This is a genomic window from Falsochrobactrum ovis (assembly GCF_003259955.1).
In the GTDB taxonomy this organism is placed as follows: Bacteria; Pseudomonadota; Alphaproteobacteria; order Rhizobiales; family Rhizobiaceae; genus Brucella; species Brucella ovis_A.
The window spans coordinates 546,266-559,314 of record NZ_QLMK01000001.1; the positions used below are offsets into that span (position 1 = coordinate 546,266).

Below are 13,049 nucleotides of genomic sequence, written 5' to 3' on the forward strand. Positions count from 1 at the left end.
GGGCTTTTTTGTCACTTAGAACATGGGGGCTACAACGAGCGATTGCGAAGCTTGCCGCCTAGGTTCACTCTAAAGTGTCATAATATTGGAGACAAACCTTATGAAAAACGTTGTTCTTGCATTGACTTTGACCACTGCTGTTCTTGGTTCGGCGCTAACAGCATCCCACGCTGCGGTTACCCCAACTGATACAGTTTCCCCAATTGAGGCGATTATTCACGTATTGCCCTGCTGGAATTGCAATCTTCCACGCTAAAATATCCCAGCACCGCAAGAATATTGCGGTGCTGAAACTTTTGGCTGCATCGTATTATAACATCTTCGGCCAAGTATCCGACAGGCGATAGCCTTCGGTAAATGGATCATCCGGATCAAGCATCAGCTGCGATGTGCCAGTCACCCAAGCTCGGCCGGAAATGATGGGGCTGATAGCGGACCTGCCGCCAATTGTGAGTTCCTTATCCAGGCGGCAATGAAATTCCGTACCTAAAACCGATTTCCCGATAAATTTTTCGCCGACCTTCATCTCACCTTTTGCATGGAGCACCGCCATACGCGCCGAACAGCCGGTGCCCGTTGGTGATCGATCAAGCTTTGCCGGACGAATTGCAACCGTGTTCACCCCGGTCAAAACCTCACCTTCACGCGTTACTGGTTCGGTAATCTGACAAAAGGAAATATGGTTCCAGTCATTTTCCGGATGGCGAAAGCCAAGCTGCTCATTAGCGGCTTTTGTTATTTTAACACCGATTTCCGCCAGTTCCCGAGCCTGATCTGGCACGATTTTCATGCCAATCTGAGCGGCGTCAACGATGACAAAACTATCGCCGCCATAAGCCGTGTCTACGGTTAGCGTACCAAGCCCCTCGACTTCCAAAGAGGCATCTAACTTGTCAGCGAAAGACGCAACATTGCGCACGCTGATGCGCTCTGCTTTGCCATTGCGGCATTCAGCCTCCACTTCAATTAGCCCGCCGGGAGCTTCCAATATCATCCGTGTAACCGGTTCTTGCATTGGGATAATGCCTGTATCCAAAAGCACCGTCGAAACACAGATCGAATTTGAACCAGACATGGGCGGAGTATCTGCGGGTTCCATGATAATGAAACCCATTTGCGCGCGCGGATCCTTTGCTGGCACCAGAAGATTGACATGGCGAAACACGCCGCCACGCGGCTCATTGAGCACAAAATTGCGCAGGCTCTCATCTGTGGCGATAAAACGGGATTGTTCCCAAATTGTCGCGCCTGGCGGCGGGGCCACTCCGCCAACGATCACATCACCCACTTCGCCTTCTGCATGGCACCCGACTATGTGCACAATCTTGCTGCTTCGCATTTTACCCTCCCAAAGTGCCGAGCCTATGCCGTTGTAATATTTGTTATCGTCCTGTCCAAACTATTAACGGACATCAAGATACCGCCTTGCGACATTTGCTATTGATCGGATTATGCGGATGACGCAAGTTTGTGACTTACAATTTGCTTCTTTGCTTAACTCTGCTATCCATTCGACAGGCTGCTTTCAAGTTTTGCTGCTAAAGCGGTCCCTTACATAATTGTGCAAATCGATGCGCAGCCCGCTTGGCTCCGGATCAATTTCTGGAACACCCGCAACGTTCCCTTATGAAATTGAGCGACACGAAAAGCTGGGGAATTTCGCCTTGGCGCAAACTTCCCCTAGCCGATATGGGGCGATCGATGCTCATAGATACCGTGTGTTTCAGACCTGCCGCTGACATCATACGTATATTTTCTAAATGATGAGACATTCCAAAGCATTGGGCTTGTGATGTTTCGGGAGCATAATGTGAAAACGACAGTCAATCAGGCTGATTTCAGGACGAATGATATTGGTGCACAGCGGTGGATGAGAGATATTTCCTCATCGCTTCGGCTGGGGTGGCCGCTAATATTCACGAATCTCTCTCAGGCCATATTAACCGCGACGAATATTATATTCATCGGACGGCTGGGGGCAGATACGCTAGCCTCGGGCCTGCTGGCCTCCAGCCTTTATCACACAATGATGATTTTCTCGGTCGGGCTAGTTTCTGCTGTCATGCCGATGATTGCAATCACGCTGGGCCGGCATCGCCATTCGGTGCGCGATGTGCGCCGCACTGTGCGCCAAGGCATGTGGACTGCAATCATTATTACAATTCCGATCTGGCTTCTGCTCTGGCATGCCGAGGAAATCTTTATCCTCATGGGGCAAAGGCCGGACATAGCGGCGCGATCCATTGATTTTATGCGCACGCTGCAATGGGCGTTGCTCCCCTATCTGTTTTATATGGTGTTGCGTTCATTTTTCGCAGCAATGGAAAAACCGCTCTGGACGCTTTTGATTGCCGTATTCGCAATCGGGTTCAATGCATTGGCGGGATATGCGCTCATATTCGGAAATTTTGGCTTTCCTCGCATGGAATTGCATGGCGCAGGCATCGCCACCACACTGTCCAGCATCATGATGTTTATCGGCCTCACCATCGTTACGCTCTGCCATCGACGGTTTAAACGCTATCGTCTGTTTGGCCGGTTCTGGCGTCCGGATTGGCCCCGCTTGGTCGAGCTTTGGCGCATCGGTATACCGATGGCGCTGACCTTCGTTTTTGAAACTTCGATATTTTATGCAGCCGTTATCATGATGGGATTGATCGGACCAACCGCTATGGCTGCGCATGCGGTGGCCATCCAGATTGCATCGCTCACATTCATGGTACCCCTTGGCTTTGGCCAAGTCGCAACTGTCCGGGTTGGTCGTGCCTATGGTCGAGGCGATCCAAAATCTATCGCCTATGCAGGGTGGAGCGCATATGTGCTAGGCGTTGGCTTTATGGCGCTTATGGGCCTACTGATCATTCTGTTTCCGCGGCTTTTTATCGGCGTATTCCTCAATCTGAATGATCCGGAAAACTTTGCCGTTATCAAATTGGCAACGCTCTATCTAGCGCTGGCAGCACTTTTTCAGATTGTCGATGGAGCGCAAGCCGTGGCGGCAGGTATGCTGCGCGGGCTGCGAGATACACGCATTCCCATGTATTTAGCCTTATTCGGTTATTGGGGAGTTGGGCTACCCTTTGGCGCGCTTTTGGCCTTTTACTTCCAGCTGGAAGGCATCGGCATATGGTTCGGGCTGGCCGCCGGTTTGGGCATGACTGCGGTATTGATGACGGTGCGTTGGCGCAGGCATTTGGCCTTTGTCACCGCCTCGGGCGCTGCTGGTTGATAAAATAAACCGCGCTGCTGATTGCGGCGCGGTTTCATTTTTAAAACACGTAATGAATTATTTCGTAAGGGCTACCATTCGGTCAAATGCTGCGGCAAAACCTTTGAGTGAAACCTTAAAATTCACTGCCTGGCTTGGGTTGAGTGCCGTTGCTGTGACATTCAGATTGGTGCCAGCTTTAAGGCTTCCCACCTGTTTAGCATCAAAGCTAGCCGGTGCCAGACAGCCCTGTGGCAGGCAGGTCGAAAAAGCAAGTTTTGGCCCGGCAGCCTCATCGAATTTAAGCTCCGCACCCTTGGCCAGATCAAGCCCGAATGGCATTAAAAGCACACCATCAGCCTTGGTCCCATCAATGGCACGAAATTCAGCCGTCAGGACCCGTTGTCCTGTCTGCGGGCTGCTCTGATCCTGACGCATCATGCAGATAATGCTGTCATTTTGTGACTGACAATTGACTGTCCAGTCCTGATAAGTTTCCTGAAGCGAACTGGCACCACCCGGAAGTGAAGCCGCTAAAGCAGGAGTTGCGGTGAGCGCAGCGAGTGCAATGGCGAAACGGAATGAAAGTTTTTTCATAAATATATTCTCTTCGAAATGACAATCCGAAGGGCTTAAGAGTTCCCCCCAGCCCTTAAATAATATTGATCATGATTCATCCTGAGGTTCAATGACAATTAAACGCGTGGCACTATTAATATAGATTAGTTTGCAGCAATATGAGGTTATAATATAAAAGTAATATTGCGATAATGAAAAGGCGGGTTTATTCGACTTTTCTTTCTGTAAGTCTGTTTATCGTGATAATTTCATATGGCGGTTTACGTCTTTATAGAGCAAATAGCGAAATCTACCAGGCCCGCCTGCATAACATGCTTGCGGGCAGAAGGCGCGCAGCCACATGAAATCACCGGCCTCCACCTCGACCCAATCTTGATTAAGCCGATAAACCGCTTTCCCTTCCAATACATATAGCCCGTGTTCCATCACATGGGTTTCGAGAAATGGAATGACCCCGCCCGGCTCGAAAGTCACGATATTCACATGCATATCGTGCCGTAGATCTTCGGGATCAACGAAACGCGTTGTAGACCACGCGCCGTCTGTATCCGGCATCGCAATGGGTTCTATGTCTTTTTCATTGAGAAAAAGCGGAGGCGGAACATCAATCCCGTCAACATATTCATATGTTTTGCGGATCCAGTGAAACCGAACCGGGCGTTCGCTATTATTTGATGCGCTCCAGCCGCATTGTGGTGGAAGATAAGCATATCCGCCCTCGGTCAGCACATGTTTGTCGCCCCGAATTTGGACCGTCAATTCGCCTTCAACGACAAACAAAACACCCTGAGCGGTTCCATCAAGTTCCGCTCGTTGGCTACCACCGCCCGGCTGCACTTCCATGATATATTGCGAGAAAGTCTCGGCAAAGCCGGAGAGGGGACGCGCAATCACCCAGGCGCGGGTCTTTTCCCAAAAGGGCAGATAGCTCGTTACTATATCGCTAAAAGTACCTTTGGGGATAACCGCATAGGCTTGCGTAAATACCGCCCGGTCTGTCAGCAATTGCGTCTGCGGCGGCAGGCCGCCAGTCGGGGCGTAATATTTTCGGCTCATATTGAATGTCCTTAGAACAGTGTTTCGGGCAAAATATCTCGAAGTCGCAGCAGCGCTATACGTTCAACCTGCGCGCAAGCGGTGTTAAATTCGGTTTCGCGGTCATTATTCAGACGCCGTTTGAAGGCTGACAGAATTTCATGCTTGCTGCGACCCTTGACAGCAATGATGAACGGAAATCCGAATTTTTGCGTATATGCTTCATTGAGTTCGGTAAATTCGCGCCGCTCTTCGTCGCTGAGCAAATCTAGTCCTGCTGACGCTTGTTCAGCGGTGGATTCAGCGGTAAGGCGCTTTGCTTGCGCAAGTTTGCCGGCAAGATCGGGGTGGGCGCGCAAAACGCCCAATTTCTCTTCATCATTTGCGTTTTTAAATATGCGCGAGAGCTGCGCATGAAGCCCCGACGCGGTATCAGCAAGTTCCGACAGCCCCGCCTCATAGGCACGTTCTGCAATCCACGGTGAATGTTCAAAAATGCCGCCATATCGCGAGACAAACTCTTGGCGCGAGCTTTGCGAGGGCACAATTTCCGGCACAAGTGGAGAATGATATTCATGCCAATGCCGGGCGATTTCTTCTCGCTTCGCTATCCAAACTTTTTCATGGCCTTGCACATAATCGAGAAAGCGTTCCAGCGCGGCCATGCGGCCAGGACGGCCAACAATACGGCAATGCAACCCGATGGACATCATCTTTGCTGCACCTTCTGCCCCTTCGCGATAAAGAATGTCGAAACAATCCTTCAAATAGGTGAAAAACTGCTCACCCGTATTAAAACCCTGCGGGGTTACAAAACGCATATCATTTGCATCCAACGTATAGGGCACGATCAGATGCGGCTTATCTCGTCCTTTGACCCAATAGGGTAATTCATCTGCATAGGAATCAGATGAATAAAGAAAACCGCCTTCTTCAATGACCAGCTTAAGCGTGTTGTCAGACGGTTTTCCCTGATAAATGCCAAGCGGACGCGAACCCGTAATTTCCGTATGAAGACGCACCGCTTCGCGAATATGTTCGCGCTCTACCTCTTCTGGGCAATCCTTATATTCAAGCCAGCGCAAACCATGGCTGGCGATTTCCCAATCTGCCTCTTTCATGGCTGCAACCGCTTCTGGGTTGCGCGCCATTGCAAGCGTCACCCCATAGACCGTAACCGGTATATCGCGGCGGGTGAATGCACGCCATAATCTCCAAAATCCAGAACGCGCTCCATATTCATATATGGATTCCATATTGAGATTGCGCTGCCCATTCCAAGCTTGTGCTCCCACAATCTCGGATAAAAGGCACTCGGAAGCCGGGTCACCATCAAGAATGCAGCTTTCGCCGCCTTCTTCGTAATTGATGACAAATTGCACAGCAATATTGGCCCCGCCTGGCCATTTAGGATCGGGTGTGTTGCGGCCATAGCCAATAAGATTGCGCGGATAGTTCATGCAAGCTCCCCTGATTCTATATTTTGCCCAAGATAGGATATAATATCATTTCTACTCCCCTCAAAAATTTGAAAGAGATCTAGCTAGAAATATCTTTTATAATAGGCAGAGGCAGGAAATACTGGCTGATGGGAGCTTGCGCAGTCAGATTGGTAAACTTGAGGAGAGACCGCGCAAAGACAACAGAACTTTGGCTTTAAGAACAAGGCAAGCCATTATCTTGTCCTTGTAATTGGCCGTTTGGAGGAGGAAATTATAAAATGGCCCAAAGCATAGCTGAACCTGTCAGCGATATGTCTATAAGGCATGCACTACGCTTTCTTCTTAATGGAGAGCAGGTAGAGCTTTATAATGTCGGGCCAACGGAAACTCTTTTAGATTATCTACGGCTTCGTGCAAGATTGCGCGGCAGCAAGGAAGGCTGCGCCGAGGGCGATTGTGGTGCTTGCACGGTACTTGTCGGCAAAATCTCATCGGGCGAATTGATTTATGAAGGCGTCAATGCCTGCATCCGCTTCATAGGATCGCTCGATGGCTGCCATGTGGTGACAATTGAGCAGCTGCGTGGTGCCGATGGCGGATTGCATCCGGTGCAACAGGCCATGATCGATTTTCACGCCTCCCAATGCGGCTTTTGCACCCCGGGTTTTGTCATGGCGCTCTATGCGCTTTGGATGCGCAATCCGCAACCCTCTGATTTCGCGATTGAAAAAGCCCTGCAAGGCAATCTTTGCCGTTGCACAGGTTATGAACCCATCATCCGCGCTGCCCGCGCCATATCGGATTATGGCACGGTGAACGATGATCCGCTCGCCGCCGAGCGGGCGAAAGTACGCGCGCAGCTCGACGCAATCCATGACGGCAAACGCGTCGAAATTGGTGAAGGCAAAGATCGATTGATCATTCCTTCCAATCTGGATGATTTTGCAAATATTCTGGCGCAAGAACCCAATGCCACCATCGTTGCGGGTTCGACCGATGTTGGCCTGTGGGTCACCAAGATGATGCGTGATATTTCACCGGTTTTATTCATCGCTAATATCGAAGAATTGCGTTCCATTGCGGAAGAAAATGGAACCATCACCATTGGCGCAGGCGTAACCTATTCGGAAGCTTTTTCATTTCTGACCAAACGCATCCCCGCACTGGGACATTTGATTGATCGGATTGGCGGCGAACAGATCCGCAATATGGGCACAATCGGCGGCAATATTGCAAATGGCTCGCCGATTGGCGATATGCCGCCGCCATTGATAGCACTCAATGCCACGCTGACGCTGCGAAAAGGGCATGAGCGCCGCACCATCCCGCTTGAGGATTTCTTCATTGCCTATGGCAAACAGGACCGACAGCCGGGCGAATTTGTCGAGGCGGTACATGTGCCGTTGCCTCAAGCCCAAAGCCATTTTGCCACCTATAAAATCTCCAAACGACGTGAAGAAGATATAACCGCAGCTTTGGGTGCGTTTTATCTGACCCTTGATGCGCAGAAAAATGTCGCTTCAATCCGCATAGCCTATGGCGGAATGGCCGCCACGCCAAAACGCGCAACAGCGGTGGAAGCAAGCCTGCTGGGCAAGCCATGGACCCATGAAACAGTCGAGGCGGCACTTGAGGCCTATTCTATCGACTATCAACCCTTGAGCGATATGCGCGCAAGCGCCGAATATCGCTTGATGGTCGCCCGCAATTTATTGCGCCGCTTTTTCCTTGAGACGCAAGGTGTAGAACACCCCTTCCGCCTTGAACAGATCGAAGCTGCGTGAGGAGGATTAAGATGAACAAGCATTGTCAATCACTTACCGCCTCACGCATCAAGGGTGGCGTTGCCACCGATGAAAAACATGATTCCGCGTATAAACATGTCACGGGTACGGCAATCTATATTGATGATATGCCCGAACCCGAAGGCACATTGCATATTGGGATAGGCTATTCGACCGTTGCCCATGCGACGATTAAATTGCTGGATCTTTCAGCGGTGCGCGTTGCACCCGGCGTGGTTGATGTACTCACCGCCGACGACATCCCCGGCATCAATGATGTATCCCCTTCGGGCATGAATGATGATCCGATCCTCGCCCCCGGCAAGGTGGAATTTCACGGCCAGCCGATTTTTGCAGTTGTTGCTAAAACCCGCGATCAAGCCCGCCGTGCCGCCCGCCTTGCTATTGTGGAATATGAAGAAATGCCGGGCATTTTTTCGATTGATAGACTGGATGGGAAAACGGATCGACTGGTTTTCACACCGCTGACCCTTAGTCGCGGTGATGCACGCAAAGCGATTGATCAAGCACCGAAAAAGGTCAAAGGTCGAATGCGTATTGGCGGGCAGGATCATTTTTATCTGGAAGGCCAAGTGTCACTGGCAGTCCCCGGAGAGGATGAAGATGTCACGATCTATTGCTCGACACAGGGCCCAAGTGAAACCCAACATCTTGTAGCAAATGCGCTAGGGGTGGCGAGCCATTCCGTCACCGTCGAAGTGCGCCGCATGGGTGGCGGGTTTGGCGGCAAGGAAACGCAGGCCAATCAATGGGCAGCGATTGCGGCAATTGCCGCGAAAAAACATCGGCGCGCTGTCAAAATCAGGCTCGACCGCGATGAGGATATGACCTCAACCGGCAAGCGCCATGATTTCATGATCGATTATGAAGTTGGCTTCGATGAAGAAGGCAATATTCTCGGTGTCGATTTTATGTTTGCGCTCAATGCTGGTTTTTCAGCCGATCTATCTGGCCCCGTCGGTGATCGCGCATTATTCCACTGTGATAATGCCTATTTTTATCCGGCAGTTCATGCAAAATCCGCGCCCCTTTATACCAATACGGTGTCCAACACCGCTTTCCGCGGCTTTGGCGGACCGCAAGGCATGGTAGGGGCGGAAAGGATTATTGAAGAGGTGGCCTTTGCTCTGGGCAAAGACCCGCTCGAAATCCGCAAGCGCAATTTCTACGATGCAATGGGCACAAATGGCTCGCGCAATGTCACGCCCTATCACCAAAAAGTGGAAGATTGCATTATCCAACGCATCATAGAGGAACTTGAAGAAAGCGCAGATTACGCCGCCCGTCGTGACGCGATACGCGAATTCAACGCCCGCAATCCCTATCTTAAAAAAGGAATTGCGCTGACACCGGTAAAATTTGGTATTTCCTTCACCAAGACCGAATCCAATCAGGCTGGCGCTTTGGTGCATATCTATAGCGATGGCTCAGTTCATATGAACCATGGCGGAACCGAAATGGGGCAGGGGCTTCATTTGAAGGTTGCTCAAGTTGTGGCCGAGGAATTTCAGATCGATATTGATCGGGTTAAAATCACCGCCACTACGACGGGCAAAGTTCCCAACACTTCGCCGACGGCTGCATCATCGGGCGCTGATTTAAATGGTATGGCCGCGCAAGACGCCGCAAGACAGATTAAAAAACGGCTTATTCATTTTGCTTCACATCAATATCAAGTGCCGGAAGATCAGATCGTCTTTTTGCCCAACCGTATCCGCGTTGGCAATCAGGAAATCAGTTTTAATGATCTGGTCGAACAAGCCTATATCGGACGTGTCCAATTATCCGCGGCTGGCCATTATAAAACGCCGAAAATCCATTGGGATCGCGCCAAGGGCAAGGGCCATGCCTTCTATTATTTTGCCTATGGCGCAGCCTGTTCTGAAGTCTGTGTCGATACGCTAACCGGTGAATATGTGGTCGAACGCGCCGATATTCTGCATGATACAGGCCGTTCGCTCAATCGCGCTATTGATATTGGACAGGTGGAAGGCGCGTATATTCAGGGCATGGGCTGGCTAACAACGGAAGAACTGGTCTGGGATGATAAGGGTCGGCTGCGCACCCATGCACCCTCAACCTATAAGATCCCGCTCGCGTCCGACCGACCTAAAATCTTCAATGTCGCGCTGACGGATTGGTCAGAGGCTTATGAGCCGACCATTCACCGTTCCAAAGCGGTGGGCGAGCCGCCGCTTCCGCATGGAATGTCGGTATTTTATGCACTTTCTGATGCAGTAGCCAGCCTGGCAGATTATAAAATCTGTCCACGCCTCGATGCACCTGCAACGCCGGAGCGCGTGCTTATGGCAATTGAGCGCATGCGAGCGTTGAAAGCATTGAAAGCCTAAACGATGCGGGCAGCGCGCGACGATATTAGGGGGTTTATCAATCTTCACCCGGCTTGCGTGCTGGTGGAGGTTGTCGACGTCAAAGGGTCTGCGCCGCGGGAAGTAGGCACTTGGATGCTGGTTTCGCAAGAAAAAATCTTTCGCACCATTGGTGGCGGTCAGCTTGAATTTATGGCGATTGATCATGCGCGTGAAATCCTTGCGGGCAAGATAAATCAACCAATGGACGTGCCGCTAGGCCCAGAAATTGGCCAATGTTGTGGTGGGCGTGTCGGGCTTGAATTTCATCTGCTTGATCAGCCATTAACCGATAGGCTGATCCGGCGCATCGACGCCGAAATTGCCAGCAGACCACAAGTCTTTATTTTCGGCGCAGGTCATGTAGGTAATGCGTTGGCTGTGGCGTTTTCACAAACACCAGTGCGCGTTACGCTGGTCGATACCCGCGAGAGCGAGCTTTTAGCAATTGATATTCCCGGTGTTGAAATGCGCCTTGTCGCCATGCCCGAGCAGGTAGTACGCGAAGCTCCATCCGGCAGTGCTTTTATCATTCTCACTCATGATCATGCATTGGATTTTCTGATCACCGCCGAAGCTTTGCAGCGCGGTGATGCCGCCTATATCGGGATGATCGGTTCAAAAACTAAAAAAGCCAGCTTGAAAAACTGGCTCAAACGAGAGCTGGGCGAAGCTTCCTTTGTTGAAAAAGTCACCTGTCCGATTGGCGCCTCCAGCCTGAAAGACAAACGACCCGAAGTAATTGCTGCATTGGTCACAGCAGAAGTCCTGACCGCCATTCTTGCGCGTGACCCTGTAAACACGGGTGTCCAGAATTAGATGCGACTAGCGCGGCCAGTGCGACTAGTGCGGCTAGTGCGGCTAGGCGAGAATTTCGCGAATGAGCCGCTGGCAACGCTCAGACATAAAATCAATGATCAGACGCACTTTCGGATCTTGCAAACGTTTGTGCGGATAAATGGCGGCCAATTGAATAGGCGCTGGCGGGGTGCTTTCGAGGATTGGAACCAGCCTGCCTTCGCGCATATATTCCTTCACTTCGAAAAGCGGCTTGCTTGAGACGGGACGTGAGAAGCGCCCGTGTGAGTGTAACGAAGTAAAGCAACATACATGTTTTAGAAGTTTTATCTGTGAAATCGTCAAAATAAAATGTTGAAGTTCAATGAGAGTAGCAATTGAGCGGCAGTTATAATTGAACTGCCGCTTTGTTAAAAGGATTGTTTGATTATCACTTAAACAGTGAATGGTTGCTTTCTAGAAGATATCTCATCAAATATGCTAGAAATCTCGATGACCGCTACATAGTTTCCACTTGTTATGCTGGAATATGTATAGAATGAGCACTGTCTTCTGTCGGGAACAGCATCATGGTTTGTCCAAACTGGATTAACGGGATCAGTATCGCTATATATTCTAATAGTATAGCTTAACTGAGGAGGTTGTTTGTTACTTATATCCCACTTTGCGGTAATGTAATTTTGATCTTTATCGTATCTCACGTCAAAGGATATTATTTCACTCGGGCCGATAGGTTTCGGTTTCGCGTCAAATTGATTGGGTGTCAAAGTAATACTGGGTGAGCTATTATCAAAGGTGCCGCCGGCAGTAATTTTGATATTTGTGTCTTGGTATACAGTTTCTGCTTTCCAAGAATTGTAGGGCTCCCCACCGGATGCTACATAGTGTAAAGGTTTTCCCAGATTCCACCCGGATGCATTTTGAAATGCTGTCCGTATACACCACTATAGCCGAGCGCAGAGCCACTATACCGTTCCAGGAACCCGCCGATCTGAGTGCCGGTGAGAGGCAAATTTTTCTCAGGAATGGACGCGGCCATGTATTCAGTCCAGATTCCAGAAGAATAGTCGTACATAAAATGCGCCATATGGGTCATGTCTTCGTCAGGTTTATACCAACGTCGAATGACTGTTGCATACCAAGTATCAGCCTTCCATGGCATGGGGCTGTCAGTCTCATTGTCTGTATGCAGTCCTGTTCCTTCCCCCTGGAAGTGAGATACATTGGTCCCGGGAGCTGCATATTCTAGTAGAGCCTCGGTTGGTTCACCCGGTGGACGATCTTTCACATCCCAAATAGAGCAAATGTTATTATAGGTATTATTATGCTGAATTCCAGCGTAACCGCCACGTTGGTTAAAATAAAAATTACAGCAGGACCAATAAATACATTGGGCCAGGCCGTCTGAAGGGACATATTGTTCTACATAATATAGTTCGGCTGTATTGGATTCAAATACAGAGCTGATATAGGGACCCCAACTTGGTACAAGTTCCGTATCATCAGGATTTACAAAATTATAACGCTTTTTCATCTTATTTTCCTTTAATAAAAGATGATAATTGCGTCCTTTAATATTTTTTTTAAGTTGGTTCTTATTACAGGGGCCTGCCAAATGTGCCTATTATAACAGGGCATTCTTGATCAGTCGTTGGCAACGCTCAGACATAAAATCAATGATCAGGCGCACTTTGGGATCTTGCAAACGTTTGTGCGGATAAATGGCGGCCAATTGAATAGGCGCTGGCGGGGTGCTTTCGAGGATTGGAACCAGCCTGCCTTCGCGCATATATTCCTTCACTTCGAAAACTGG

At 50.0% G+C, this 13,049-nt stretch carries 11 protein-coding genes and 1 pseudogene; 5 read left to right on the forward strand and 7 right to left on the reverse strand.

What is annotated here, in order from left to right; all coding sequences use genetic code 11:
* The first annotated feature begins 100 nt into the window (after window positions 1-100).
* On the forward strand, window positions 101-256 hold the full coding sequence (locus tag C7374_RS15875; protein ID WP_158527792.1) for a hypothetical protein: 156 nt from the start codon (window positions 101-103) through the stop codon (window positions 254-256).
* Window positions 257-310: 54 nt separating this feature from the next.
* On the opposite strand, the gene C7374_RS02540 is transcribed toward C7374_RS15875, so the two are convergent.
* The gene (locus C7374_RS02540; protein ID WP_111574020.1) at window positions 311-1,339 is read right to left on the reverse strand and encodes a trans-3-hydroxy-L-proline dehydratase; all 1,029 of its coding nucleotides are present in this window, start codon (window positions 1,337-1,339) and stop codon (window positions 311-313) included.
* 531 nt (window positions 1,340-1,870) lie between these two features.
* Between C7374_RS02540 and C7374_RS02545 the strand changes: the two genes are divergently transcribed.
* Entirely contained in the window at window positions 1,871-3,229 is a 1,359-nt protein-coding gene (locus C7374_RS02545; protein WP_245412569.1) for an MATE family efflux transporter, read from the forward strand.
* A 57-nt stretch (window positions 3,230-3,286) separates the two neighbouring features.
* Here the strand turns inward: C7374_RS02545 and C7374_RS02550 are convergent, their stop codons facing one another.
* From C7374_RS02550 to puuE, 3 genes are all read right to left on the reverse strand, one after another.
* The gene (locus C7374_RS02550) at window positions 3,287-3,805 is read right to left on the reverse strand and encodes an invasion associated locus B family protein (protein WP_111574022.1); all 519 of its coding nucleotides are present in this window, start codon (window positions 3,803-3,805) and stop codon (window positions 3,287-3,289) included.
* Window positions 3,806-4,021: 216 nt separating this feature from the next.
* A complete protein-coding gene (locus C7374_RS02555; RefSeq protein ID WP_111574023.1) occupies window positions 4,022-4,843 on the reverse strand; it encodes a bifunctional allantoicase/(S)-ureidoglycine aminohydrolase in 822 nt (273 codons plus the stop codon).
* Window positions 4,844-4,854: 11 nt separating this feature from the next.
* Window positions 4,855-6,282: an allantoinase PuuE gene (gene puuE / locus C7374_RS02560; RefSeq protein ID WP_111574024.1), complete on the reverse strand. Its 1,428-nt coding sequence runs from the start codon at window positions 6,280-6,282 to the stop codon at window positions 4,855-4,857.
* A gap of 260 nt (window positions 6,283-6,542) precedes the next feature.
* Between puuE and xdhA the strand changes: the two genes are divergently transcribed.
* The 3 genes from xdhA to xdhC are packed head-to-tail and all read left to right on the forward strand — an operon-like array spanning window position 6,543 to window position 11,257.
* The gene (gene xdhA / locus C7374_RS02565) at window positions 6,543-8,048 is read left to right on the forward strand and encodes a xanthine dehydrogenase small subunit (RefSeq protein WP_111574025.1); all 1,506 of its coding nucleotides are present in this window, start codon (window positions 6,543-6,545) and stop codon (window positions 8,046-8,048) included.
* An 11-nt stretch (window positions 8,049-8,059) separates the two neighbouring features.
* Entirely contained in the window at window positions 8,060-10,420 is a 2,361-nt protein-coding gene (gene xdhB / locus C7374_RS02570; protein WP_111574026.1) for a xanthine dehydrogenase molybdopterin binding subunit, read from the forward strand.
* 3 nt (window positions 10,421-10,423) lie between these two features.
* Entirely contained in the window at window positions 10,424-11,257 is an 834-nt protein-coding gene (xdhC, locus tag C7374_RS02575) for a xanthine dehydrogenase accessory protein XdhC (protein ID WP_111574027.1), read from the forward strand.
* A gap of 42 nt (window positions 11,258-11,299) precedes the next feature.
* Here the strand turns inward: xdhC and C7374_RS02580 are convergent.
* The 3 genes and pseudogenes from C7374_RS02580 to C7374_RS02590 form a co-directional block, all read right to left on the reverse strand.
* Window positions 11,300-11,506, reverse strand: a pseudogene (locus tag C7374_RS02580) (LysR substrate-binding domain-containing protein); the annotation flags it as partial.
* Between the two features lie 607 nt (window positions 11,507-12,113).
* A complete protein-coding gene (locus C7374_RS02585; RefSeq protein WP_111574028.1) occupies window positions 12,114-12,770 on the reverse strand; it encodes a DUF3472 domain-containing protein in 657 nt (218 codons plus the stop codon).
* Window positions 12,771-12,860: 90 nt separating this feature from the next.
* A partial coding sequence (locus C7374_RS02590; RefSeq protein WP_342634708.1) for a LysR substrate-binding domain-containing protein occupies window positions 12,861-13,049 on the reverse strand: 189 nt, incomplete at its 5' end.